Origin of the sequence: uncultured Sphingomonas sp. (assembly GCF_936927845.1) — a bacterium.
Classification (GTDB): Bacteria; Pseudomonadota; Alphaproteobacteria; order Sphingomonadales; family Sphingomonadaceae; genus Sphingomonas.
The window spans coordinates 1-25,346 of sequence record NZ_CAKZHV010000070.1 but is presented as its reverse complement, the minus strand read 5'-3'; the positions used below and the strand labels follow the sequence as shown (position 1 = coordinate 25,346).

The following is a 25,346-nucleotide window of genomic DNA, read 5'->3' as shown; positions in this document are numbered from 1 at the left end:
ATCACGCTATTGCATCCCTTCACGCCGCGGCTTGCGGCGAGTGTCATATTACTGTAAGTCACCGGACAAGACATGGACCCATACGACTCTGGCCGCGTCCGGTACAATCACGCGCCGGCCGACGCATCGCGCGATCCCTGGCGCCCCGCCCCGCCCCCTGCGCAACCGCTGCCGTCGTTCGACGCGTGGCGGGACGAGCCCTCGCAAGAATATGGCGGGCTTGGTGGCGGTGGCGACGAGCCGCCGCGCCGCCGCCGCCGCCTTCGCTGGGGCAAATGGCTGGTACGCGGCACCGCCGCGGGGATCGTGCTGTTCATTCTCGCGGTGATCTGGCTCGCGGTCACTGCGCCTTTGTCGCAGTCATTGAAGCCGCCGACGCCGCCGTCGATCACGCTGACCGATGCCAGCGGCGTGCCGATCGCGCGGCGCGGCGCGATCATCGGCGCGCCGGTCGATGCGTCCACGCTGCCGCCGCACGTGCGCGAAGCGTTCGTCGCGATCGAGGACCGGCGCTTCTTCTCGCACTGGGGCGTCGACCCGCGCGGCATCGCGCGCGCGGCGTGGCATAACATGCGCGGCGGCGGCGTGCGCGAGGGCGGCTCGACCATCACGCAGCAGCTCGCGAAGAACGCCTTCCTCGACTCCGACCGCACCGCCGCGCGCAAGATCCGCGAGGTCGCGATCGCCTTCTGGCTCGAGGCGTGGCTGTCCAAGAACGAGATCCTGTCGCGCTATCTGTCGAACGTCTATTTTGGCGACAACGTCTATGGCCTGACCGCCGCGTCGCAGCATTACTTCGGCCGCCGCCCGCAAAATCTGAACGTCGGACAGGCGGCAATGCTCGCCGGCCTCGTCAAGGCGCCGTCGCGTCTCGCCCCGACCGGCAACCTCGAGGGTGCGCGCAAGCGGCAGGCGGTGGTGATCGGCGCGATGGAGGATGCGGGCTTTCTCACCCACCGCGAGGCGCAAGCCGTGCAGCCGCAGCGCGTGCTCGCGAAGTCAGCGCAGAGCGTCCCCACCGGCACGTATTTCGCCGACTGGGTGCTGCCGAGCGCGCGCGACCAGGCCGGCGAGATCCGCGACGAGACCAAGGTCAAGACGACGCTCGACCGCAAGCTGCAGGCGACCGCCGAGCGCGTGATCCGGCAGGCGGGGCTGAAGAAGGCGCAGGCCGCGCTCGTCGCTATGCGCCCGAACGGCGAGGTCGTCGCGATGGTCGGCGGCAAGAGCTATTCGGATTCGCCGTTCAACCGCGCGACCCAAGCCAAGCGCCAACCGGGCTCGACCTTCAAGCTGTTCGTTTATCTGGCGGCAATCCGCGCCGGCATGACCCCCGCTTCCACGGTCGAGGACGAGCCGGTCGAGATCGCCGGGTGGAAGCCCAAGAACGACGATAGCCGCTACCTGGGCGAGATCACGCTCGCGCGCGCCTTTGCGCGCTCGTCCAACGTCGCCGCGGCGCGGCTCACGCAGCAGGTCGGCGTGCGGCAGGTGATCAAGGCGGCGCGCGACCTCGGCATCTCGACCCCGATCGCCAACGAGGCGACGATCGGGCTCGGCACCTCCGAGGTGTCGCTGCTAGAACTCACCGCCGCTTATGCCGGGATCGCCAACGGACGTTACCCGGTCGAGGCGCACGGTCTGCGCGAAACCGCGGGCAACAAGGGCTGGTTCGAGTCACTGACCGGCGGGCAGAAGACGATGCCCGAGGAGCAGCGCGCGGCGATGCTGTCGCTCCTCTCCTCCTCGATCCGCGGCACCGGGCGACAGGCGGCGCTGTCGGTGCCGGGCTATGGAAAGACCGGCACGTCGCAATCGGGGCGCGACGCGTGGTTCATCGGCTTCGCGGGCGATCTGGTCGTCGGCGTGTGGGTCGGCAACGACGACAATTCGCCCAATCCGGGGCTCCACGGCGGCGGCATCCCCGCGCAGATCTGGCGCAACTTCATGCAATCGGCATTGAACATCCAGCCGGTCGTGAAGCCCGTCGTGGTCGAGGAAAATGCGATCGATCCCGAGGCCGCGATCGGCAACGGCGATCCGGTCGGCGACCTGATCGGCGGCGCGGTCGACCAGACCGCCGACCGTCTGCGCGACCTCGGCGTCGACATCCGCCAGTCGTCCGATGGCTCGCTGATCGTCGGCCCACGCGACCGCGGCCCACCACCACCGCCGCGCGAGGATCGCCGCGCGCCCGACGACGAGGACGGCGGCGAGGAGTAGGGGCAGCCGTCTAAGGGCGCGTCTCGTCGAGCCGGCCCGATCCTTGGAGTAGGTCCGGTGACAGCAACGCACCTTGTCCCCATTCGTCATTGCTTCCGTTCGTCATCATACACCCCGTCACCCCTGACTTGATCCGGGGTCCCGCTGTCCCCGGAACTACCGATCGGAGCGCGGCATCGATGCGAGAGCGCTTAGCCCGTCAAACTACACCATCCGGCTTGTCGTCGCGAAGGAAGTTTGCTCCCGGCTCGAGGCCGGGGTGACGAGCGTAGTGGGCTGGCGTCGACAACGATCTACCAACTCATCGCGTCGCTCAACACGCGCCCGAGCCTCCCGCCGTTCCGGGCTTGATCCGAGCTTCCGCCACTTCAATCCCAAGGCGCACGAACCGGACATGCCAACGTTCAGTCCACGGCGCCGCACCACGGTGTAAACGCTCACCTACACGCCCCAACGAACCCGTACCCGCCGGCCGCACGTTACCTATCCCGACCGCGCGATCGCGGCCGTTGAAGGAATACCCGTGTTAGCGCAAAGCTCGCTTCCCATCCTGCTGCTGATCTTCGCCGCGTCGGCCGGCGTCATCTGGATCGCGGGCGTCAAGCTCGCCGATACGACCGACGTGCTCGCCGCGCGGCTTCACCTCGGCAAGGCGCTGGGCGGGATCGTCGTGCTCGCGGTCGCGACCAACCTGCCCGAGATCGCGATCACCGTCAGCGCGGCGGCCAGCGGCAACATCGGCGTCGCGGTCGGCAACATCCTGGGCGGGATCGCGATTCAGACGGTGGTGCTCGTTTTCATGGACATGGCGATGAAGGAACGCGCCGCGCTCACCTACCGCGCCGCCAGCCTCAGCCTGGTGGTCGAGGCGGTGCTGGTCGTCGCGGTGCTGATCGTCGCGATCATGGCGACGCAATTGCCCGGCGACCTGATCGCCTTCCGTGTCACCCCCGGCGCGCTCGCGATCGCGGCGCTCTGGCTCGCCGGCCTGTGGCTGTCGAGCCGCGCCAGCCGCGGCCTACCGTGGCACGACAGCGCGGGCGACGCGCCCGATACGCAGGAGGAGCCAAAGGGCCACTCGCAGGACAAGAAGGATGCCGGGGCGCCGCACACTAACCGCGTCTTCTGGGTCTTCGGCGCGGCTGCGCTCGCCACGCTGGTCGCGGGCGTCCTGCTGGAGCGCAGCGGCGACGCGATCGCCGACCGGATCGGGCTGTCGGGCGTGCTGTTCGGCGCGACGATCCTCGCCGCCGCCACCTCGCTGCCCGAACTGTCGACCGGCATCACCTCGGTCAGGATGAAGGATTACCAGCTCGCGATCAGCGACATCTTCGGCGGCAACGCTTTCCTCCCCGTCCTCTTCCTGCTCGCGGTGGTCGTCTCGGGCGAGGCGGTGCTGCCGTCGGCGCAGGCGAGCGACATCTACCTCGCCGGGCTCGGCATCCTGCTCACCTGCGTCTACGCCGCCGGGCTGATCTTCCGCCCGCGCCGGCTGTTCTGGCGTATGGGCATCGACTCGCTCGCGGTGCTCGTTCTTTACGCGCTGGGTGTCGGTGGGCTGTTCGCGATCGCGACGCACGGCTGAGGCCGGTTGACGAGCGCGCCGAGCCGACCCAAGGCTCTGAACATGCGCTTCTTCTCCGACAACGCCGCCCCCGTCCACCCCGCCGTGATGCGCGCGCTGGCTGAGGTCGACACGCTCGACACCGCCTACGACGGCGACCGCTGGTCGAAGCAACTCGACGCGCGTCTGTCGCACCTGTTCGAAACCGAGGTCCGCGCCTTCTGGGTGCCGAGCGGAACCGCGGCCAATTGCCTGGCGCTCGCCGCGATCTGCCCGCCGCACGGCTCGGTCGTCTGCCACCGCGACGCGCACATCCAGAACGACGAGTGCGGCGCGCCCGAATTCTACACCCACGGCGCCAAGCTGCTGCTCGCCGACGGCGACGGCGCCAAGGTGACGCCCGAGACGCTCGAGGCGGTGCTGAACGCCCAGCGCTACGACATCCACCAACAGGTGCCGAGCGCGATCTCGATCACCAACCAGACCGAGTATGGCCGTGCTTACTCCGCCGACGAAGTCGCCGCGATCGGCGCGGTGGCGCGCGCGCGCGGGCTTCACTTCCATATGGACGGTGCGCGCTTCGCCAACGCCGTCGTCGCGACCGGTGCCAGCCCCGCCGACCTTACGTGGCGCGGCGGGGTCGACGTGCTGTCGTTCGGCTTCGTGAAGAACGGCGGCATGAACGCGGAGGCGCTGGTCTTCTTCCGCCCCGATTTGGCGGATGCGACCGTGTTCCGCCGCAAGCGCGCGGGGCTGCTGCTGTCGAAGGGCCGCTATCTCGCCGCGCAGATTCTCGCGATGCTCGACCACGACCTGTGGCTCGACTGCGCGCGCGCGAGCAACGACGGCGCGCGGCTGATCGCGCAGGCCGCGGGCGAGCGGTTGATCCACCCGGTCGACGGCAACGAGGTGTTCCTGCGCGTCACCGCCGACGAGGCGGCGGGCCTGCGCGCGAAGGGATTCGATTTCTACGATTGGGGCGTCGGCGAGGCGCGGCTGGTCGTCTCATGGGACCAGCGCGCCGACGACATCCGCCCGCTCGCCGAGGCGATCGCCGCCTTGTGACGCGGCGACGGGGAGGACGGTCGCCCGCCCTCCCCGCACCACGGCAGCAGCACCCGCGTCAACGCCGGCAATAACCCGGGTTGTCGGCGCGCTCGACCGCATTGCCCGCCAGTGCACCCGCACCAGCGCCCAGCACGGTGCCGAGCGTCCGGTCACCGCGGCGATCGATCACGCGGCCGAGCAATCCGCCCGCGATCGCGCCGACGACTGTCCCGGTGGTGCCGTTCTGGCAGCGGCGATCGGTGTAGCGATAATCGCGCGGGTTGCGATAATAACGCGGGCGATCGGTCTTGTAATAGCGCGGCCCCTGGTTCCAGCCGTCGCGATCGGCGCGTGCGTAGGCATGGTCGTGGTCGCGGTAGCGATCGTCGTTATACGCCCGGCTGTAGCCGCGATCGTCGTAGCCGCGGTAATAACCCTGCGCCTGCGCCGCCATCGGTGCGAAGGAGGTGATACCCATCGCCAGCGTTCCGGCGGCGATCGAAAGCGTCTTCAGCATCTGCTGCTCCACTCATTGACGCGGCGCGGCGGTATTGCTGCATCGGTGATGCGCTTTTCGCCGATTCGCCTTGAGTGGTCGCTGAACGCGCCCGTTATCGATTGTTCAGCCTAGTCCGACGATCACGAGCATTGTTGATCATCGCAGATTGGCTGCAGACACGTCGCGGTTGCGCGTCGCATCGCGCCGCGTCACGATGCCGGCGACGAGAAAGGTCACAACCGCGTGCGGTTGATGACCGGGTTTAGGAGGGGTCTAAATATATACGCGTGGTCCTCGCTGCCGCCCTGATGATGGCGAGCGCTCCCCATCCGACCCCCGATCCGCGCGCCGCCGTCATGTCGGCCCTGCTCGGTGAGCTAGCACGCGCAGCAACGCCCGCACTACCGCCCGGCCGGTCGCCGGATCTGCGTGCAGCGGATATTGGTCCCGATGCCGCTCGCGGGTCAGCGTCAGCCCAGTCCGGGCGACATGAAATTCGATGCGCCGGTCGGCGAGCCCCGGCGTCCATGGAAGCCTGACAGCGAAGAAGAAGCGCGCGACCGGCTGTGGTTCGTCCAGGATGATCTCCCGCCGGAGGAGAAGCGGGCGCAGATCGCGATCCAGACTGCCGCGCTTCGCGCCTCCGAACGCCCCGAGGCAACCGGGCGGGCCAAGAAGGTCGATCCCGCGTGGCTCAGCGTCAACGAGACGCTCTCATCCAAGGGTTGCGACGAGACGATCAGCCTTTCCGAACCCAATATCGCGCTCGACCACGCGTTCATCAATGTCGAGGTGCAGTGCGGCTACTTGTGCGGGATGCGGGCCATATACGTCATGCGGTTGCAGGATGGCCGCTGGCGCACGGTCGACGGACGAATCCACGGAATAAGCTGACGTGGCCGCGCCCCCGCGGGACGGGAGCGGTTTTCCACGAACCGAATCGATCCGGCTGGAGGAAGCTCTTGTTCCCGCGGCTAGCCGCGCGCGTGCGATCTGGTAAGCGCACCCACGATGTCCACCGCCCCTGCACCGCAGTCGACGCGCGCCAGCGTGCTGATACCGTTCACGATCGTGCTGCTGATCTGGGGATCGACCTGGATCGTGATCCGCGATCAGTTGGCGGGCGCGATCGTGCCGCCGAGCTGGTCAGTCGCGTACCGCTTCGCGGTGGCGGGCGTCGCGCTGGCCGTTGTAGCGAAGACGCGCGGCGAGCGACTGGCGTTCGACCGCACAGGCTGGCTGTTCGCGGGCGTCCTCGGGCTCGCGCAGTTCGTATGCAACTTCAACTTCGTCTACCGCGCGGAGCAGCACATCACCTCGGGGCTCGTCTCGGTCGTGTTCGCATTGCTACTGGTGCCCAATGCATTGTTTGCGCGCGTTTTTCTGCGGCAGCGGATGGGACGGCAATTGCTCGCCGGTTCCGCGGTCGCGATGGCGGGTGTCGCTTTGTTGTTCATCCAGGAAGCGCGCAGCGACCCGAACGGTCCCGGCGAGGCGTTGATCGGCATCGCACTGACCGGGTGCGCGATCCTGTCCGCCTCGGTCGCGAACGTCATGCAGGCGACGAAGACAGCGGCGCGCTACCCGATGATCCCGATGCTCGCGGTCGCGATGCTGCTGGGCGCAGGCATGGATGCCGCCTTCGCGCTCGCGACCGTCGGCGCACCGGTGTTCGATTCCCGGCCGAGCTATGTCGCGGGTGTGCTCTACCTCGGGCTCGCTGCCTCCGCGCTTGCCTTCACGCTCTATTTCCGCATCATTCGCACGATCGGCCCGGCGAAGGCGGCGTACAACAGCGTCATCGTGCCCGTCATCGCGATGCTCTTGTCGACGGTGTTCGAGGGTTACCGCTGGTCGCTGCTCGCTGCCGCCGGGGGCGTGCTGGCGGGCGCGGGGCTGGTCATCGCGCTGACCGCGCGCAGGCCGAACCGGTAGTCGGGAAAGCGCGGCCGCCAGCCGAGCACGCGCTTCGCCTTGCCGTTCGCGACGCGCCGATTCTCGGCGTAGAAGCCGCGCGCCATCGGCGACAATTGTTCAAGCGAGACGAGCGGCGGCGAAGCGACGCCGAGCAGGCGCGCGGCGTAGTCGACCACCACGTCCTGGCTCGCAGGCTCGTCGTCCGACAGATTGTACGCGCCCGCGGGTGCGTCGAACGCGTCGACCACACCGCTGGCGATGTCGTCGACGTGGACGCGGCTGAACACTTGGCCCCCGATGCCGGTGCGATGCGCCTCGCCGCGCGTTACTCGTTCCAGCGCCGAGCGACCGGGACCGTAGATGCCGGGCAGGCGGAACACATGGGCGCCGCGCGCCAGCCACGCCGCGTCCGCCGCGTTGCGCTTGGCCCGCCGCCCGCGGTCGGCGGGCGCGCTCTCGTCCACCCATGCGCCGCCGACGTCGCCGTAGACGCCGGTCGAGGACAGGTAACCGACCCACTTGCCCGCCAGCAGATCGGCATAGTCGCGCAGCACCGGATCGCCGTCCGCGTCGGGCGGGATCGAGACGAGCACGCGCGCGCTCGCCGCCAGTCCGGCGCGCACCGCGCCCGCGTCGTCGTACGCAAGCGTACCCCCGCGCCCGTCGCGTGTCGTGCCGATCGCGACGCCGCCCGCTGCCGCGACGATCGCGCGCGCGGCATAGCCGAGGCCAAAGACGAACAGCGTCATTCCGCCATCACTGCGCCATCACTGCGCCATCACTGCGCCATCGGGCCTTTGAACGCGGTGCCGAAATAATCGCCCTTGTTCCACGCCGGGCGATTGCGCGCGTCCGCAATCTCGCGCGCGATCGCATAGTTGATGTCGACGAAACGCACCGCCTGATCCCACAGGATCCCTGCGTCTACCTCGTCACCCTCCTGATGGTAACGGTTCTTCATGAAGTCCTCGAACGCCGCGCGCGCGCCCTCGCCCTTCAGCCCCGGCCACAGGAACACTGACGGCACGCCGGCTTCCACGAAGCGGAAATGGTCCGATCGCGTGAAGATCGTCTGCTCGGGGATCGGATCGGGCGAGGTTACGACGCCCGCGCCCCGCGCCGCGCGCGCAATCACGGGGCCGAGCGTCGAGCGATCGCCGCCGAACGCCACCACATCGTTGAACCGATAGGTCAGCACCGGCATGTCGAGGTTCACGTCGGCGACGATATTCTCCAGACCCTTCGGCCGGTGCCGCACGAAGTAATCGCTGCCGACCAGCCCCTTTTCCTCGGCGGTGACCGCCAAGAACACGATCGTCCGCTTGCCCGCACCGCGCTGCTGGAACCGCCGCGCTTCCTCGATCAGGCTCGCGATCCCGATCGCGTCGTCGAGCGCGCCGTTGTTGATCCGGTCGCCCCTGGCGTCGGGCTTCTTACTGATGCCGATATGGTCGAGGTGCGCCGACAGCACGACGACGTCACCACGCCGCGCCGGATCGGTGCCGGGCAGCACGCCGACGACGTTGGACGAGGCGACCGGCGTGAACGCGGTCGCGCTCTCGATCCGAAGGGTGGTGGCGAGCGCGGCGGGCGGGAACGATTGCTTGCCATTCACCTCGGCACGCGCCTGATCCCAGGTCATGCCCGCGCCAGCGAACAGCTTGCGCGCGCCCGCGTCGGTCAGCGTGGCGAGCAGCGGCACGCCCGGCGCGAAGGCGGTGCCTTCGGGCGTCGCCCAGCCGGACTGCACCCCGCCCGCGCGCACCGGCCGCGCCTTGGTCGCGCCGCCCGTCAGCAGCACCGCGCCGACCGCGCCGTGCGCGGCGGCGGCCTGCAGCTTGGTGCGCAGACTGGCGAAGTAAGCGTGCTCCTCGCTCTGCAGGTCGGCGGGTGCGCCGCCCACCAGCGCGACGATCGCGCCGCGCACGTCGACGGCGCCGTAATCGTCGTGGCCGCGGCTGGGCGCGGACACGCCCTGTCCGACGAACACCACGCGTGCGCCCACGTCGGTGCGCGCGGCCTGCGGGTTCGCCGCCGCGGTGAAGTCCTCGCCTGCCTTCAGCGCCGCACCGTTGATCATCGCGCGCGCCTCACCCGCGACCTGATATTTCATCAACGGCACACGTTGCAGGAACGCGCCGTCCGCACCGGGCTTCAGCCCCGCCGCGGCGAATTGCTGCGCGACGTAGTCGGCGGCGGTATTGAACCCCGCACTGCCCGCCTCGCGGCCTTGAAGCGCGTCGGAGGCGAGATAGGCGACGTGCGCACGGATCGCGGCCTCCTGCGCGGTGCGCGGCGCGGTTGCACGTGCCGCAGGCGGCGTGGCGGCGAGGGGGGTGACAGCAGGGGCCGGGGCCGATTGGGGTGCATGCGCCGCACCCAGCAGCAGGGCAAAGGGCGCAACGGCCGATAAACGCTTCACGATTTTTCTCTCCTTGTGGCCCGCGGCCTAGCAGCGCGCCCGGCCGGCGCAAGCCTGTCGCCCGCGTGATCGCCCACCTTGGCTATGGAACCTTGGCGCTCGCCGATGATAGGGTCGGACATGCTCGATGCCATGAACGCCGCCCTCACTCCTGCCGCCCCGAAGGTGATCCGCCGCGAGGATTACACCGCGCCCGCGTGGACCGTGCCCGAGACCGCGCTCAACTTTTCGCTCGATCCCGCCGCCACCCGCGTGCGTGCGCGGCTGTCGGTTGTGCGGTCGGGCGCGCACGACCTGCCGCTCGTGCTCGACGGCGCGGGGCAGAAGCTGCTGTCGGTGACGGTCGACGGCGTCGCGGTCAACGACTGGCGGATCGAGGGCGAGCAACTGGCCCTGCCGCTCCCCGGCGACGCGCACGTGATCGAGACCGAGGTCGAGATCGCACCCGAGCGCAACACGCAGCTAATGGGGCTCTACGCGTCGGGCGGCAATCTGTGCACGCAGTGCGAGGCGGAGGGTTTCCGCCGCATCACCTATTTCCCGGACCGCCCCGACGTGCTCTCGACTTACACGGTCAGGATGAGCGCGGACAAGGCGCGCTTCCCCGTGCTGCTCGCCAACGGCGACCCGGTGGCTGAGGGCGACGGCGACGACGGCACCCACTGGGCTGAGTGGCACGATCCTTATCCGAAGCCATCCTACCTGTTCGCGCTCGTCGCAGGCGACCTGGCGGTCAATAGCGGCACCTTCACCACGCGCTCGGGCCGCACGGTCGAGCTCGGCATCTGGGTGCGTGAGGCCGATCTGGCGAAGACCGACCACGCGCTCCACGCCTTGAAGCTGTCAATGGCGTGGGACGAGCGCGTCTACGGCCGCGAATACGATCTCGACGTGTTCAACATTGTTGCGGTGGACGATTTCAACTTCGGCGCGATGGAGAACAAGGGGTTGAACATCTTCAACAGCCGCTACATCCTCGCCGACCCCGATACCGCGACCGATTATGATTACGACGCCATCGCCGCGGTCGTCGCGCACGAATATTTCCACAATTGGTCGGGCAATCGCATCACCTGCCGCGACTGGTTCCAGTTGAGCCTCAAGGAAGGCTTCACCGTCTACCGCGACCAAGGCTTCTCCGCCGATCAGGGTTCGGCCGCGGTGAAGCGGATCGAGGACGTGCGCGGCCTGCGCGCCGGGCAGTTCCCCGAGGACGCGAGCCCGCTCGCGCACCCGGTCCGGCCCGAGCGTTATCTCGAGATCTCCAACTTCTACACCGCGACGATCTACAACAAGGGCGCGGAGCTGATCCGGATGATGGCGACGATGCTGGGCGAGCAGCGTTTCCGCGCCGCGACCGACCTCTACTTCGACCGCTACGACGGGACCGCCGCCACCTGCGAGGATTTCGTCACCTGCATGGAGGAAGCGGGCGAGATCGACCTGTCGCAGTTCCGGCTGTGGTACTCGCAGGCCGGTACCCCGCGCGTCTCGGTATCGCTGGAGCACGAACCCGGCTCGGGCCGCGCGACGCTCAACCTCGCGCAAAAGGTGCCCGACACACCGGGCCAGTCGAACAAGCAGCCGCAGGTGCTTCCGCTCAAGATCCGGCTGTTCGGTGCCGAGACAGGCGATGCGCTCACCGAGGAGCAGCTCGTCATCCTGTCGGACGCGAGCGCCAGCGTGACGTTCGAGACGATCGCCGAGCGCCCGATCGTCTCGCTCAACCGTGGCTTCTCCGCGCCGGTGGTGATCGAGAGCGACCGCACCGCCGCCGACCTTGCCTTTCTCGCGCGCCACGACAACGACCCCTTCGCGCGCTACGAGGCGATGCAGCAGTTGATGCTCGACACGCTCGTCGCCGCGACGATCGAGGAACGGGCCGATCACGCCGCGGTGATCGCCGCGGTCGCCGACACGCTCGACAATCCCGAACTCGATCCCGCCTTCGTCGCAGAAGCGGTGCTGCTGCCGTCGGAGAGCTTCATCGGCGACCAGCTCTCGACCGTCGACCCCGACGCGGTCCACGCCGCGCGCGAGGCTTTGCGCGGCGATCTCGGCCGCGAACTGGAGGCGCAGTGGCGCACCGGCTACGAGGCGGGCAGCGGCCGCGCTTATGCCTACACGCCCGAGGACAAGGGGCTGCGCCGCCTGCGCAACGTCGCGCTCGGCTACCTCGCCGCCTCGGGTGCCGACGATGCGGCGCGGCTCGCCTACGCGCAATTCGCGAAGGCGGACAACATGACCGACCGCCAGGGCGCGCTCACCACGCTCGTCAGCGGCCATTCGGAGGAGCGCGACGCCGCGCTCGACATCTTCTACCAGCGCTATCAGGGCAATTCGCTGGTGCTCGATAAATGGTTCCAGACGCAGGCGCTGTCGTCGCGCGACGACACCCCCGCGCTCGTCGCCGAACTCGCGCGCCACCCCGATTTCTCGCTCGCCAACCCGAATCGCGCGCGCTCGCTGATCGGCGCGTTCGGGGTCAACCAGCGCGCCTTCCATGCCAAGGGCGGCGCGGGCTACCGCTGGCTCGCCGATCAGTTGATCGCGCTCGACGCGCTCAACCCGCAGACCGCGGCGAAGCTGCTGCCTCCCTTGGGCCGCTGGCGCCGCTTCGATCCGACCCGCGCTGCGCTGATGCGCGCCGAACTGGAGCGGATCGTCGCGCATTCGGGCCTGTCGAAGGATTTGTTCGAGCAGGCATCGAAGAGCCTGGAGGGCTGACACCCACGCGCGGGGGCTGTCCTACACGCCCCCTCACATGTCACCGCAGCGGCGCTCTTTGACACCGCCGAATGCAGACGCGCGCGCCCGGGCATGCGTAGGGGTGTGACCTTTGTGACTTTTGACGTGGCTGGGCCTCAGCGCTCCAAGGGAGCAACAAGGTTTCCCGTAGCCGAGACCCTCTTTCAATCTCACAATCAAATTGTTGAGAACGTTGGACGTCCCTCGATTTCGCGACCGGAAGTGATTGGATGGTGAAGATTGTAGCGCTGACGCTCGGCGCCTATTGCCTGATGGCCATCATCTGGTGCGGTGACCTTCTGTCGCCTGTCGCCGACTTGTTGCTATGGCCGGATAGGCTCGGCATCGCGTGGCGATCGTGGCTCCTGATCATTGCGGTGGCGTCGACAGCAGTTTTCTTGATGCCCTACTCTTTGCGGGTCACGGCTCCGCTGTACGTGCTGACCGTGATGACCCTGTCGGTCGTGTCGATCGCGATCTACGTCGATCATCTCCGCGCATCGCGTTTGGCCGAGTTCGCACCAGACGCGCTCATCGATCATTCCTTCTTTCGGTCAATCCGCATTGCACCGCGTGAGGACCAATTCGATCTTCATGCCGCGGCGCTGAAACGATGCACGCCCTACGGGTGGAGCTATCGGATGATGGACCTCTACGAAATCCCGCCCGATGCCGCCGTCAACGTGCTCCCAATCGAGTGGACGGAGCGGTGCGGTATTCATCGCAGCTGACTGACCATTACACGCGGAAAAGGAAACGATCTCTGCTGTCGGTCGGCGAGGTGAGCAGCTACCGCTCTCCCTCCCTTAGAGGGGCGCCCGCCCTTACCCCGAATTGCGCAGCGCGGTCGCGATCGCGTTGATCGACAGGAGGATGCCCTCGCGCACCCGCGCATCGTCCTCGCCCGCGCGGTTGCGCTTGATCAGCTCGATCTGGAGCAGGTTGAGCGGCTCGATATAAGGCAGCCGCAGCCGGATCGACGCGTCGAGTGCGGGGTGCTTTTCCAGCAGCCGCGTCTGGCTCGTCACCTCGAGCAACTGGTCGCGGGTCAGGTGCCAGTCGTCGCGGATGCGCCCGAACACGCGGTCGCGCAGACCCGCGTCCTCGACCAGGGCGGCGTAGCGCTGGGCGATCCCCATGTCGGATTTCGCCAGCACCATCTCCATGTTGGCGAGCGTCGCGCCGAACAGCGGCCACGCTTCCGCCATCTCCTTCAGCAGCGCACGGTCCTCGAACTGGCCGAGCGCCTGGCCCACCCCGTACCAGCCCGGCAGCATGACGCGCGCCTGCGCCCAGCTGAACACCCAGGGGATCGCGCGCAGATCCTCGATCGCGTCCGACTGCTTGCGGCTCGCCGGGCGGCTGCCGATCTTCAACCCCGCGATCTCGGCGATCGGGGTCATCTGGCGAAAGAAGGTGCGGAAGCCTTCCGTCTCGTACACCAGCCCGCGATAGGCGCGGAACGCCGCGTCGGAGATGCGATCCATTGCGGCCCCGAACGCCTCGTTCTCGCTGTTCGACAGCGGCGCAGGCTCGAGGCTGGTGAGCAGCGTTGCCGACGCCATCGCCTCCAGATTGGTCATCGCGCTCTCGCGCGTGCCGTATTTGCCCGCGATCACCTCTCCTTGTTCGGTGATGCGGATGCGGCCCTGCACGGTGCCGGGCGGCTGCGCGCGGATCGCCGCGAAAGACGATCCGCCGCCGCGCCCGACCGCGCCGCCGCGGCCGTGGAATAGCTGCATCCCCACCCCTGCCGCCTCGAACACCGGCTTGAGCGCGGTCGACGCCTTCGACAATTGCCACGTCGAGGTCAGGTAACCGCCGTCCTTGTTGCTGTCGGAATAACCGATCATTACTTCCTGATGACCACGGCCAGAGGCGATCGCAGCCACCTCAGGGATCGCGAACCAGGCCGTCATCACCCCCGGCGCTGCCTCCAGATCCTCGATCGTCTCGAACAGCGGCACTGCCATCACGTCGGCCTGCGCCGGATCGCCGGGCCGGTAGAGCCCGACCTCCTTGAGCAGCACATGCACCTCGAGCAGGTCGCTGACCGACTTGCACATCGACACGATATATTGGCGGATAGAGGCCGAGCCGTAGGCGCGGTGCGCGTCGGCCGCCGCCTGGACGATCGCCAGCTCGCCCGCGGTTTCCTCCGAATAATCGGCGAAGCGCGAAGTGAGCGGGCGCGGGCTGGCGAGCTCGCGCTTGAGCAGATCGACGCGCGCTGCCTCGTCCAATGCGGCGTAGTCGTCGCAGACACTCGCGACGCTCAGCATTTCCGCCACCACGCGCTCGTGCACTGCGCTGTTCTGCCTCAGATCGAGCGTCGCCAGATGGAAGCCGAACACGTCAACCGCGCGGATCAGTCGCCCGATCGCGCCACCGCTGCCGAGCAGCCCGTCGCCGCCCTGCGCCAGCGGCCTGGCGATCGCGACGAGGTCGGCGCGCAAGCTGGCGGGATCAGCGTAGGGCTCGCCCTTCAACGCGCCCGGCCGCGGCGCAGGCTTGCCGACCAGCTTGGCAAAGGTCGCCGCAGTGCGCGCGTAGATGCCCGACAATGCGCGGCGATACGGCTCGTCGCTGCGGCTCTCCGCCGCGTCGCCGCTCGCCTCGGCCAGCGCCACCACCGCATCGTCGACCGCGGCGTGGTTGGTCGAGATCGACAATTCTTGCCCCATGGCGTGGAGCTGATCGAGGTAGAAGCCCAGCACCGCCTCCGACGCGCGAGCGAGCGCAGTGCGAAGCGAGTCGGCGGTGACGAACGGATTGCCGTCGCGGTCGCCCCCGATCCAGCTTCCAGGACGCAGAAACGACGGCACGCGCTGCCCGACCGCCCGGTCCCAGCGCTGGTAGAGCGCAGGGATGACGGGCAGGAACACGTCGCGCAGGTAGCTGAGCGCGGTTTCGACCTCGTCGACGACGTACAACCGCTCGCGCCGCAGCACGCGCGTCTGCCACAGCAAAGCGACCTGCCTGACGATCGCCTCGTCGATCAGGTCGCCTTCGGGCGTCGCCTCGACCCCGCGATCGCGCATCGCCATCAACTGCGCGATGCGGTTGCGGTGGTCGATCATGCTCTTGCGCCGCACTTCGGTCGGATGCGCGGTCAGCACCGGCGCGACCAGCGCGTGGTCCAAGAGCGCGATCACCGCCGCGCGGTCGATCCCCTCGCCCGCCAGCCGTTCGAGCGCGGCGGCAATGTCAGCACCCTTCTCGGCCGCGAACCCCTGCCGGTCCTCGGCGAGATTGGCGAGCATCGAGAACAGCATGAAGCCGCGAACGAAATCGAGCGTCTCGTCGAGATCGAGTGCGCCCAGTTCGGCGTCGGGCGACCCCTCGCCGCCGCGATGCCGCTCAACCGAGGCGGAGCGGATCGCCTCGGTGCGCTCGTATAATTTGTCGCCGCCGTAAGCGCGGATCACGTCGCCGAGCACGCGGCCGAGATAGCGGACATCGGGATTGTTGGTGATCGGGGGCAGGGTCATGGCCGCCATGCTGCGTCGCACCAACCGCGCGGTCAACCGCCGATCGGTCCGACCGCGACCATCACCCGCATCAGCGCGCCGCCGCCGCGGTGTTCGCCGGTTCGTCGTCGGGCGTGGGCAGATCGGCGTCGTGCAGCTCGCGCGCGCGCTCACGCTCGAAACTGGTGACGGTACCGTCGTGGTTCAGGTCCTGACGATCGAACCAGGCCAGCATGCCACGGCTCCACTCGTCCATGCTGATGACGCCATCCTTGTTCGTGTCGAACCGCATCACGAAATCGCGACGGCGCGGCGAAATCTCGCTGGGTTCCAGTTTGTCGTCGTTGTTGGCATCAAGGCGGCGGAACCGGCGCTCGATCACGCCGCCAAAGTCGAGCCGCGACATGACGAACGGCGGCGTGTAGTTCGACAGTTCGGCGTTCTCCATCGCCTTCTCGTCCGCCGACTTGCCCGAGCAGGCCACCAGCGCCAGCGCGCACCCGCCAACCAGCAACAACCGCATCATGTCCCCTTTGATCGACCTCGGCCCCCACCGACGTGGTGTCAGGCTTCGAGCTCAACGTCCCAGTAGAGCCAATCGCGCCACGTCGCGTGGAGATAATTGGGCGGAAAGCGCCGGCCGTGTTCCTGCAACTGCCAGCTGGTCGGGCGGATCGGTTCCAGGAACAAGGGCATGTGCGCCTGCTTGGGGGTGCGACCGCCCTTCTTAAGATTGCACGGGCTACAGGCGGTGACGACATTCTCCCACGTCGTCCGCCCGCCCTGCGCGCGCGGAATGACGTGGTCGAACGTCAGGTCGCGGCCGTGGCCGCAATATTGGCATTCGAACTTGTCGCGCAGAAACAGGTTGAAGCGCGTGAAGGCGGGGAATTGCGACGGCCGCACGAACTGCTTCAAGGCGATGACCGAGGGCAGTTTGATCGTATGGTTGGGGCTGTGCACCTCGCGCTCGTAATGCGCGACAATGTCGACGCGGTCGAGGAACACCGCCTTGATCGCGGTCTGCCACGGCCAGATGCTCAGCGGATAATAGGATAACGGCGTATAATCGGCGTTCAGCACCAGCGTCGGGCAACTGTCCGGATGGCGCATCAGATCGGGATGGAACACGTCAGATCCCCCTAGTCGTCGCTCGTTCCCGCTGTGGCGAGCGGGGATGACCGCATGATGACAGAGCCGGTTTCACGCGGTCAACCCCGCGGGCGGCGAACCGACGAGGTCACGCGGCCGGCCCCGCGGCCGGTCGTCTCGCCGCATACATGCGCCCCAGCGGGCGATACCCCACACTGGCGGCTTGGCGCGACGCGGCTCCGTCTGGCACATGGTACCGCATCAACCCGCAGCAACCGGACAATATCCATGTCGACCCACGCCGCCCGCCTTTCCGCCTTGCGCGCGCAACTCGGCCGTCAGGGCCTCGACGGCTTCGTCGTGCCGCTGACCGACGAGCATATGAGCGAATATGTCGGCGCCTATGCGCAGCGGCTCGGCTGGCTGACCGGGTTCGGCGGGTCGGCGGGCACCGCGGCGGTGCTGCCGGACGCGGCGGCGATCTTCACCGACGGGCGCTATACGATTCAGGTGCGTGAGCAGGTGTCGGCCGACGAGTGGGACTATGTCGGCGTGCCCGAGAACAGCGTCGCCGACTGGCTGGCCGCGCATGTCGGCGAGGGCGCGCGCGTTGGCTATGATCCGTGGCTCCACACCCGCGCCTGGGTCGAGGACACGCGCGCCGCGCTCGCCGCCAGGGGTGCGACGCTGGTCGCGGTCGACGCGAACCCGATCGACGCGGTGTGGCACGACCGCCCCGCGCCCTCGCCCGCGCCGCTCAGCGTTCACCGTGACGACCATGCCGGCGAAACCTCGGCGGCGAAGCGCGCGCGCGTCGCCGACTGGCTCGGCGAGGTCGGGGCCGACGCGGTCGTCATCCCCGCGCTCGATTCGACCGCGTGGCTGCTCAACGTGCGCGGTGCGGATGTGTCGCGCACGCCCGTCGCGCTCGCCTACACGATCGTCGACGCCGACGGCACCGCCGACCTCTTCGTGTCGCCCGAGAAGATGACCGACGCGGTGCACCAGCATCTGGGCAACGCGGTGCGCGTCCACGACCGTGCCGATTTCGCGCCCGCGCTCGGCCGCTTCGCGGGCAAGCGTGTCGCGATCGATCCCGCACTCGCGGTGGCCGCGATCTTCGACGCGGTCGAGGCGGGCGGCGGCACCGCGCTACCCTTACGCGATCCGACGATCATCCCGAAGGCGACCAAGAACGACGCCGAGGTATCCGGCCACCGCGCCGCCAGCATTCGCGATGGCGCCGCGTTGACGCGCTTCCTGCGCTGGATCGCGGCGGAAGCGCCGAAGGGCGGGCAGACCGAACTTTCCGCCGCGGCGCGACTGCAGCAGTTTCGGGAGGAAACGGGTGAGCTACGTGACCTGTCGTTCGACGCCATCTCCGCGACTGGTCCGCATGGCGCGATCCCGCACTATCACGTCACCGAAGAGTCGAGCCTCCCGATCGAGCCGGGCCAGCTCTACCTGATCGATTCGGGCGGCCAGTATCTCGACGGCACCACCGACGTGACCCGCGTCGTTCCCATCGGCACGCCCACCGCTGAGATGCGCGACCGCTACACCCGCGTGCTCAAGGGCCACATCGCGCTCGCCACCGCGACCTTCCCGCCCGGCACCAGCGGGCAGCAGCTCGACGCGCTCGCGCGGCTGCCGCTGTGGGCCGCCGGGCTCGACTTCGCGCACGGCACCGGCCACGGCGTCGGTAGCTTCCTCGCGGTGCACGAAGGGCCGGCGCGCATCGCCAAGCCGACCTATCCCGGCGGCGGCCCGCAGGAGCCGCTGCGCGCCGGCATGATCCTGTCCAACGAACCCGGCTATTACAAGGCAGGCGAGTACGGCATCCGGATCGAGAACCTGCTGCTGGTGGTCGAGCGCGACCTGCCCGGCGGCGAGGCGACCATGCTCGCCTTTGAAACGCTGACGCTGGCGCCGATCGAGCGCGACCTGATCGACGCCGACCTGCTGTCGCATGAGGAGCGCGCCTGGCTCGACGCCTATCACGCCCGCGTGGCGGAAACGCTCGGCCCGGTATTGCCCGAGGACGATCGCGCCTGGCTGGCGGAGAAATGCGCGCCAATCGCGGGTTGATGCGCGCAAGCCCCCGACGAACCGCGTCAGTCGCGCAGGCCCGGCTCGTCGGCCGGCGTAGGCGCTGGCGCGGACGCATCCGCCTGCTCGCGCCCGGCACGCGCCTGCGCCTTGCGGCGACGCAGGTTGGCGCGCAGCTCTTCCGCCAGCCGGGCGGCACGATCGTCACGATCCGTCATGGGCGATGCGCTACCGCGACGATATCGCCTTGACAATGACGCGCCGAACCGCTCTTAGGCGCCCTCCCGTCGCCGACACGACGCGAGTGCTGCCGTAGCTCAGTGGTAGAGCGCATCCTTGGTAAGGCTGAGGTCGTGAGTTCAATCCTCACCGGCAGCACCATTTTCTCCGGCTGATCGAGCCGGATCTCATTCATCCGCCACATCCCGACCCATGTCGGACCCGCGCATCAGCCTGGCCGTGACCGGCGCATGCGAGCGAGCGTCTTTTGGATGCTTGGCATGCTCGCCCTGACGTCCCGGCACCGCCGAGTAACCGCTGCCTCGCGACGATGGTCAGTCGATCACATCGCCTCTTGTCAGCACAGCAGCATCGCTCACCAATGGCGACTCGCCTTTACGGGTTTGTCGTCCAATCACCACCACGCGACGATAACCTCGCGTTCACTTAGTGATCCAGTCCTTACAATTTGATGCCGCCTTGAAGTATTCTTTAGTCATTTTGCGGCGACGGCAGGAGTACTTCTCTACCAAGCGATTTGCGCAACGAGCGAACAATGTCGTTAAGTAATAGGTCGTATAACCCTAATTGGGGATGAGGCACCAACTCGGTGCGTTTGCCCGACGCAAGAAGGGCGGCAATCCGCGTGTCAAACATCCTGCAACGATTATCCGTCAACCGCCGCGGCAACGTGCTCGTGATCGGGGCGGTCAGCTTCGTTCCACTGCTGGGCATGCTGGGAGGCGCACTCGATCTCAGCCGCATGTACATGGTCCGAACCCGACTGCAGCAGGCATGCGACGCATCGGTGCTGTCAGGGCGCGCGGCGATGGGCAACCGGACGTGGGATGCGGCGGCGAAGACGGTTGCCGATCGTTATTTCACCACCAACTTCAACCCCGGGCGCTACGGCACGACGGGCTCGCAGATCACCTATCAGGTCGGCGTCGACCTGGTGGTCAAGGGGGCCGCCAGCGCATCGGTGCCGATGGCGCTGATGCAGACCTTCGGGTTCAAACCCGTGCTGATCACGACGACGTGCGATGCCAAGCTGGAGTTGCCCAATTCGGACGTCATGTTCGTGCTCGACAACACCTTGTCGATGTCGGAGACGAATGCCGGCGACAGCGTCAGCCGGCTGCAGGCGCTGCGCGATTCAGTGCTGAGCTTCTACACCACGCTGGAAAGTGCGCGCGGTCCGCAGACGCAGGTGCGCTACGGCTTCGTGCCGTATTCGTCGACGGTCAACGTCGGCACGCTGCTCAAGCCCGATTGGCTGGTCGATCGCTGGACGTACCAGTCACGCGAATACGATTCGACCGACCAGGTTGCGAACACAACGAGTGCGACAACAAAGACGGGATCAGGCTTCAAGCCCACCGGCAGTGGATCAGCGTCAGTGCGCATCTACAACATTCCGCCTGAGAATTGCGTTGCGCCTGCCAGCACATCATCGTCCAAGACAGAAGACGGCCCCGCCACCACGGACTCCAACGGCGTAAAGACTTGGACGCAGACGCGGACGACGAACGGGATCGGCTATTCCGCGACCCTGAATGGCACCACTTGCGAAGTGAAGGAAACGACATATAGCTCGTACCAAGAACAGCAGATCGTTACGGAAAAGCCGAACAAGGATGCCGGCAAGGTCACCTATTCCGACCGCATCTGGTGGAACTACAAACCCGTCACGTACAACCTTTCGGCGCTGAAGACGGCTGGCGCGGACGGCACGGTTGGCGGAGGCAAGTTCAGCGTGATGATCGCGGACAACAACAAGTCGCGCGACATCGTCTGGAACAAAACAAACGCCTGCGTGGAGGAGCGGCAGACCAGTCTGGGCAGCCTGCCCGCCTCCGCTGCCACGGGCACCGACCTCGACGTTGATACGCTGCCGACCGCGGGCAATGCCGCAACGCAGTGGCGGCCGATGCTGCCGGGCCTGGTCTACGCGCGCAAGCAAGGCAGCCTGACCTCGATGCCCGACGGCAGTTGGGGGTCGCCCACGACGACCGTTCGCACCAACTCCAACTACGCGACACCGTTCAACAGCAGCAATCTGCGCGGCGCCTGCCCGACCTATGCCCGCAAGCTCGAGGCGATCAGCAACGCGAACCTGCAGAGCTATTTGAAGGAACTGAAACCCGCCGGTCTCACCTATCACGACGTCGGCTTCCTATGGGGGCTGCGGCTGCTGTCTGCGCAGGGCCTGTTCGCGAGCGAGAACCAGGCGCCGGTCACCGGCAAGGTCGCGCGCCACCTGATCTTCATGACCGATGGTCAGACCGAAACCAATATCGGCGATTACGACGCCTACGGCCTGTCCGCGCTCGATCGTCGCCGCACGCCGGCCAACCGCCTGCCGACCGCCAGTGAACAGAATGGCATCGTCGAGCAGCGCCTGTCCGGGCTGTGCCAGATCGCGCAGGCAAAAGGCATCACCGTCTGGGTGATCGCATTCGGCACGACGCTGTCCCCGTTGCTGTCGAACTGCGCCAACGCCGATCACGCGTTCGAGGCGAAGAACGCCGCGCAGCTGCAGGAAGCGTTCAGCAACATCGCGGGCCGCATCTCCCAACTTCGGCTCGTGAAGTGACCGGGTCGGCGGCACCGGCCGACGCGCGCGCATGGCCTGCGATACGCTCGCTGCTGCGCGACTGTCGGGGCGTCAGCGCAACCGAGTTCGCGCTCGTTGCCCCGGTGTTCCTGTTCATGCTGATGGGCGGGCTGGAACTCGGCTACACCAGCTACGTCAAGGCAACGCTCGAGGGTGAGTTGCAGCGCGTGAGCCGATCGCGGACGATGGAAACCGCCAGCTCCGACCAGCAGCGCGCACTGCTCGAAGGTCAGGTGAGCGACATGGTTCACCTGCTCGCGCCCGCCGCCCGGATCTCGTTCACGCGCAAGGTCTTCCGCGATTATACCGGCGCCACCACCGGCATGGAGCCGTTCAAGGACGCGAACGGCAACGGCCGCTGCGACGCCAAGGAAGTGTACGAGGACGTCAACAACAACGACAAATGGGACACGGCAGGGGTTGCGGACAGCGACGGCGGCGCGCGCGACGTCGTGGTGTTCACCGCTTCGGTCGATTACGACAGCCTGCCGACCGCGGGGATCCTGAAATGGGCGCGGTCAAACACCATCCGGGCGCAAACCGCGCTGCGTAACCAGCCGTTCGACCAACAGGCCCCTTTGCCCGAGCGGACCTGCAAGTGAGCCGTGCTGCGCTGCGCGCAATCGGCCGCGACCGCCGCGGCGTGACGATAATTGAGTTCGCACTGATCGTGCCGCTGCTGCTGTTCGCGATCCTGGGTCTGCTTGAACTCGCCAATGTCGCGCTTCAGCGACAGCGGGTCAGCCAGGCCGCGTTGCTGATCGCGGATAATGCCGGGCGGCTCGGCAACATGGGCATGATGGGGCCGGAGAAGATCACGGAGGCACAGATCAACGACGCGCTGATCAGCGCCGAGGTGCAGCAACCGCAGCTCGAGCTGGCGGCGCGCGGCCGCGTCATCCTGACCAGTCTCGAATACAACAAGGACGGCGGACAGTGGCTACACTGGCAGCGCTGCCGCGGCGCGCTCGTCCACGCCTCGTCGTGGGGAGAGGAGCGCGACGGCGAACACGGCAGGTCGGTCGCCGGCATGGGACCGAGCAGCGCGCGGATCACCGCCGATCCCGATCAACCCGTCATGTTTGTCGAGATCGCCTATCGATTGCAGCCGCTGATCTTTCCCGCACTGGTCGACGACGATCCGATCGTCGAGATCGCCGCCATGCCGCTTCGTGTCGAACGCGATACCAGCTCGGTCATCGCGGGCGACGCGACCAAGTCGAACTGCCGCTGACGTCCGATGCGTGAGACCTGGGGCTCACCCCTGCTTGCATCGCGCGGCTCCGCCCAGACGAAGGCCGGTCGCGGGCTCGGTGCGGCACGTGCGTTCGATCGACCTTTTAGCGCGCCGCGGGGTCGCCGCTCAGAACGGCAACCACTTGGAGGTTTCGCTGAACTTCATCCAGCCGACGTTGACGCCCGCGCGCCAGCCGACGCCCAGCCGCACCGGGATCAGCACGACGTTGCCGCGCCGCAGATACGTCGCGGCGAACCCGCCGACGAAGTACAACCGCCCCTCGGCCCCCGGGAAGCGCTTGAACAGCTCCTGCGTGTCGTAGAGATTGTAGACCAGCACGAAGACCTTGTTGGCATCGCCGCCGACGTCGAAGCCGACCGAGGGTCCGGTCCAATAGACCGGGCGCTGCCCCTCGACCTTGTGCGTCATGATGCCCGAGCCGTAGCGCAAGCCCAGGATGAACGCGCCCGAGGCCTCGCGCCCCGCGATATAGGCGTTGGGCTCGCCCTGCTCCTTCAAGATCTTCTCGATCAGCGAGCCGAACCCTTCCGCGCCCTTGCCGAACACGTCCTCACCCGCACCGATCAGGTCGTCGCGCTTGAACGTGTCGGCCGCCGCCGTCGTGCGCGCCGGATCGACCGGCGCGCCGCTGCGCGCGGTGTCGCCTGCGACGGTCGCGCTCGGCGGCGATGCGGGCGGTGCATCGGGATAGCGCGGCGACGCATCGCGCGGCGTCTCCTGCGGACCCTGCACGTCGGCATCGATCGCGGCGTTGGGATCGATCGAGCGCACCTGCGCCAGCGCCGGCCCCACCTGCAATCCCGCAACCGCCAGAGCGGCAACCACGTTGCCGAGCGCACGCATCAACTTACTCATGAAACCATCGCCCCACCACTCACGCGCCCAATCTATCCGCGCTCCCCATGTCCCGGCAATGAACGTTCGATGGTGCGCCGCGATTTCACGTCCATTCGATGCGCGAGCCCGGTTGATCATGCGAAAGCGCCTCGCTATAGCCCGCCTTCGCGCCGCATCCGGAGACGTGGGTGAGTGGCTGAAACCAACGCTTTGCTAAAGCGTCGTACGGGAAACCGTACCGAGGGTTCGAATCCCTCCGTCTCCGCCAGTGGCCTGTCGCAAGGTATTGAAATCTTTACGATTTCCCTTTGCGGCTCTTTAAGCCCCACAGTCATACCTCATCGTGACTGGACCAAGCTTTTGAGCCGGCTACGGTGCGCTGGCGCTGCACCAGTGGCGACCGACAAACGGGATGCAGTGCCGAAGCTGAATAGCGTAAAGCCACCGAAGGATGAGCGCTCGTTCGGGGAAGCCACCTTCAACTATGCAAGCCACGACGGTCGGTTCGTCATCGGTGCGGAGCCATGGGCGTTCGAGACCAGTTGGAGCAGCGCAGGGCAAGGCTCAGCTCACCTCTACAACGATCCCGCCGGGATCGAGGGCGTGGCAATCGCCGAGGGGATCGGCAGCATCGGGCAGGTAACGGCTGACGTGGTAGCTACTGCAGATTTCACGTCGCGGACCCGGACGCTCAGGGTGGCGCAGGTTGCGCTACTTCGGAACACAGCAGGCTTCTACGCTGCGGTGGAGCTGCTGGAGGTCGGCTACTCGGCACCCCCTTCTGGCAACGTCATGCGGCTGCGGTTCGCTATTCAGACGGATCGCTCCACCGACTTCTCGTCCTTCACCACAGCCTTCAATGACCGACAGGCTTTGACCGATCAGCTCCTCACCGCCGCCGCCGATGCCGAGCGGGCGCTGCGGGCTGTACCCACAGGTGAGAGCGCGGCTGACCGGGACGTGGTCGGAATTGGCCACAATCAGCCGCCGCCAGAGTTTGCGATCACCGAGGTTGAAAGGGCGGAGACCTTGGCGGCGATAGACGCCGTCCGACAGGAGGCCCTGAGTGCGACGCCCTCGACGGGCAGGTTGCGCACCGCTGGACACCCGATCGCGCGATTGGCCGGCAAAGTCGCCAAGTGGATCGGTGGGAAGGCCGATGCCGCGGCCGACGAGTTCGCCAAAACGGTGGGCAAGGCTGCTGGGTTCGCCGTCGTCGGCGGGATCGCCGCGTGGCTCATGCTACAGGGCAAGCTTGCGGTGCTTGTCGACATTCTGGGCAAGTTCGCGGGTTAGCCCGCTTGCAACCGGTCGACCCCAGCGCCTAGCTGTTTGATCCCACGGTTTGATGGTGCGATCCTTTCGTTGGAATGGAAGGAAGCCG

20 protein-coding genes and 2 tRNA genes are annotated in these 25,346 nt (G+C 67.4%); 14 read left to right on the top strand and 8 right to left on the bottom strand.

The features are described from left to right. Nucleotides 1-72: 72 nt before the first annotated feature. The 3 genes from Q0579_RS17795 (at nt 73) to Q0579_RS17785 (ending at nt 4,852) form a co-directional block, all read left to right on the top strand. Nucleotides 73-2,223 (top strand): transglycosylase domain-containing protein, encoded by a 2,151-nt coding sequence (locus Q0579_RS17795; RefSeq protein ID WP_298815128.1) that lies wholly within the window; start codon nt 73-75, stop codon nt 2,221-2,223. Between the two features lie 523 nt (nt 2,224-2,746). Further along, nucleotides 2,747-3,808, top strand: a complete 1,062-nt coding sequence (locus tag Q0579_RS17790; RefSeq protein ID WP_298815126.1) for a sodium:calcium antiporter — start codon at nt 2,747-2,749, stop codon at nt 3,806-3,808. Nucleotides 3,809-3,850: 42 nt separating this feature from the next. Further along, the gene (locus Q0579_RS17785) at nt 3,851-4,852 is read left to right on the top strand and encodes a beta-eliminating lyase-related protein (protein ID WP_298815124.1); all 1,002 of its coding nucleotides are present in this window, start codon (nt 3,851-3,853) and stop codon (nt 4,850-4,852) included. A gap of 58 nt (nt 4,853-4,910) precedes the next feature. On the opposite strand, the gene Q0579_RS17780 is transcribed toward Q0579_RS17785, so the two are convergent. Further along, nucleotides 4,911-5,351: a glycine zipper 2TM domain-containing protein gene (locus Q0579_RS17780; RefSeq protein WP_298815121.1), complete on the bottom strand. Its 441-nt coding sequence runs from the start codon at nt 5,349-5,351 to the stop codon at nt 4,911-4,913. A gap of 471 nt (nt 5,352-5,822) precedes the next feature. On the opposite strand from Q0579_RS17780, the gene Q0579_RS17775 reads away from it, so the two are divergent. Beyond that, nucleotides 5,823-6,227: a hypothetical protein gene (locus Q0579_RS17775; protein ID WP_298815118.1), complete on the top strand. Its 405-nt coding sequence runs from the start codon at nt 5,823-5,825 to the stop codon at nt 6,225-6,227. A 117-nt stretch (nt 6,228-6,344) separates the two neighbouring features. Continuing rightward, entirely contained in the window at nt 6,345-7,268 is a 924-nt protein-coding gene (locus tag Q0579_RS17770) for an EamA family transporter (RefSeq protein ID WP_298815115.1), read from the top strand. Here Q0579_RS17770 and Q0579_RS17765 read toward each other — a convergent pair. Continuing rightward, the gene (locus tag Q0579_RS17765) at nt 7,178-7,999 is read right to left on the bottom strand and encodes an NAD(P)-dependent oxidoreductase (protein WP_298815112.1); all 822 of its coding nucleotides are present in this window, start codon (nt 7,997-7,999) and stop codon (nt 7,178-7,180) included. The two genes, Q0579_RS17770 and Q0579_RS17765, sit on opposite strands and share 91 nt — an antisense overlap. A gap of 29 nt (nt 8,000-8,028) precedes the next feature. Next, nucleotides 8,029-9,672: a M28 family peptidase gene (locus tag Q0579_RS17760; RefSeq protein WP_298815109.1), complete on the bottom strand. Its 1,644-nt coding sequence runs from the start codon at nt 9,670-9,672 to the stop codon at nt 8,029-8,031. 120 nt (nt 9,673-9,792) lie between these two features. Here Q0579_RS17760 and pepN point away from each other — a divergent pair, with 120 nt between their 5' ends. Both pepN and Q0579_RS17750 read left to right on the top strand, forming a co-directional pair. Beyond that, a complete protein-coding gene (gene pepN, locus Q0579_RS17755; RefSeq protein ID WP_298815106.1) occupies nt 9,793-12,399 on the top strand; it encodes an aminopeptidase N in 2,607 nt (868 codons plus the stop codon). A 254-nt stretch (nt 12,400-12,653) separates the two neighbouring features. Further along, nucleotides 12,654-13,151, top strand: coding sequence for a hypothetical protein (locus Q0579_RS17750; protein WP_298815103.1), 498 nt, complete (start codon nt 12,654-12,656; stop codon nt 13,149-13,151). A 93-nt stretch (nt 13,152-13,244) separates the two neighbouring features. Here Q0579_RS17750 and ppc read toward each other — a convergent pair whose 3' ends face one another. From ppc to Q0579_RS17735, 3 genes are all read right to left on the bottom strand, one after another. Further along, nucleotides 13,245-15,911 carry a phosphoenolpyruvate carboxylase gene (gene ppc / locus Q0579_RS17745; RefSeq protein ID WP_298815101.1) on the bottom strand — a complete coding sequence of 889 codons (2,667 nt, stop codon included), beginning with the start codon at nt 15,909-15,911 and terminating at the stop codon, nt 13,245-13,247. A 70-nt stretch (nt 15,912-15,981) separates the two neighbouring features. Beyond that, entirely contained in the window at nt 15,982-16,413 is a 432-nt protein-coding gene (locus tag Q0579_RS17740) for a hypothetical protein (RefSeq protein WP_298815099.1), read from the bottom strand. 41 nt (nt 16,414-16,454) lie between these two features. Next, nucleotides 16,455-17,021, bottom strand: coding sequence for an HNH endonuclease (locus tag Q0579_RS17735; protein ID WP_019515615.1), 567 nt, complete (start codon nt 17,019-17,021; stop codon nt 16,455-16,457). Between the two features lie 249 nt (nt 17,022-17,270). On the opposite strand from Q0579_RS17735, the gene Q0579_RS17730 reads away from it, so the two are divergent. Further along, nucleotides 17,271-19,070 carry an aminopeptidase P family protein gene (locus Q0579_RS17730; RefSeq protein WP_298815090.1) on the top strand — a complete coding sequence of 600 codons (1,800 nt, stop codon included), beginning with the start codon at nt 17,271-17,273 and terminating at the stop codon, nt 19,068-19,070. Between the two features lie 26 nt (nt 19,071-19,096). Here the strand turns inward: Q0579_RS17730 and Q0579_RS17725 are convergent, their stop codons facing one another. Beyond that, the gene (locus Q0579_RS17725) at nt 19,097-19,249 is read right to left on the bottom strand and encodes a hypothetical protein (RefSeq protein WP_298815087.1); all 153 of its coding nucleotides are present in this window, start codon (nt 19,247-19,249) and stop codon (nt 19,097-19,099) included. An 88-nt stretch (nt 19,250-19,337) separates the two neighbouring features. Here Q0579_RS17725 and Q0579_RS17720 point away from each other — a divergent pair. The 4 genes from Q0579_RS17720 to Q0579_RS17705 all read left to right on the top strand — a co-directional run bounded on the left by Q0579_RS17720 (nt 19,338) and on the right by Q0579_RS17705 (nt 23,101). Then, a tRNA-Thr gene (locus Q0579_RS17720) sits at nt 19,338-19,412 on the top strand. Between the two features lie 484 nt (nt 19,413-19,896). Then, nucleotides 19,897-21,846, top strand: coding sequence for a TadE/TadG family type IV pilus assembly protein (locus tag Q0579_RS17715; RefSeq protein ID WP_298815084.1), 1,950 nt, complete (start codon nt 19,897-19,899; stop codon nt 21,844-21,846). Then, nucleotides 21,843-22,469 (top strand): TadE/TadG family type IV pilus assembly protein, encoded by a 627-nt coding sequence (locus Q0579_RS17710; protein ID WP_298815081.1) that lies wholly within the window; start codon nt 21,843-21,845, stop codon nt 22,467-22,469. The genes Q0579_RS17715 and Q0579_RS17710 overlap by 4 nt, the downstream gene beginning before the upstream one ends. Then, entirely contained in the window at nt 22,466-23,101 is a 636-nt protein-coding gene (locus Q0579_RS17705; RefSeq protein WP_298815078.1) for a TadE/TadG family type IV pilus assembly protein, read from the top strand. Before Q0579_RS17710 ends, Q0579_RS17705 begins: the two co-directional genes overlap by 4 nt. A gap of 129 nt (nt 23,102-23,230) precedes the next feature. Here the strand turns inward: Q0579_RS17705 and Q0579_RS17700 are convergent, their stop codons facing one another. Further along, nucleotides 23,231-23,968, bottom strand: coding sequence for a DUF1134 domain-containing protein (locus Q0579_RS17700; RefSeq protein ID WP_298815341.1), 738 nt, complete (start codon nt 23,966-23,968; stop codon nt 23,231-23,233). A 172-nt stretch (nt 23,969-24,140) separates the two neighbouring features. Here Q0579_RS17700 and Q0579_RS17695 point away from each other — a divergent pair. Together Q0579_RS17695 and Q0579_RS17690 are read left to right on the top strand one after the other, a co-directional pair. Then, nucleotides 24,141-24,230, top strand: a tRNA-Ser gene (locus Q0579_RS17695). Nucleotides 24,231-24,379: 149 nt separating this feature from the next. Continuing rightward, nucleotides 24,380-25,258 (top strand): hypothetical protein, encoded by an 879-nt coding sequence (locus tag Q0579_RS17690; RefSeq protein WP_298815075.1) that lies wholly within the window; start codon nt 24,380-24,382, stop codon nt 25,256-25,258. Nucleotides 25,259-25,346: the final 88 nt, after the last annotated feature.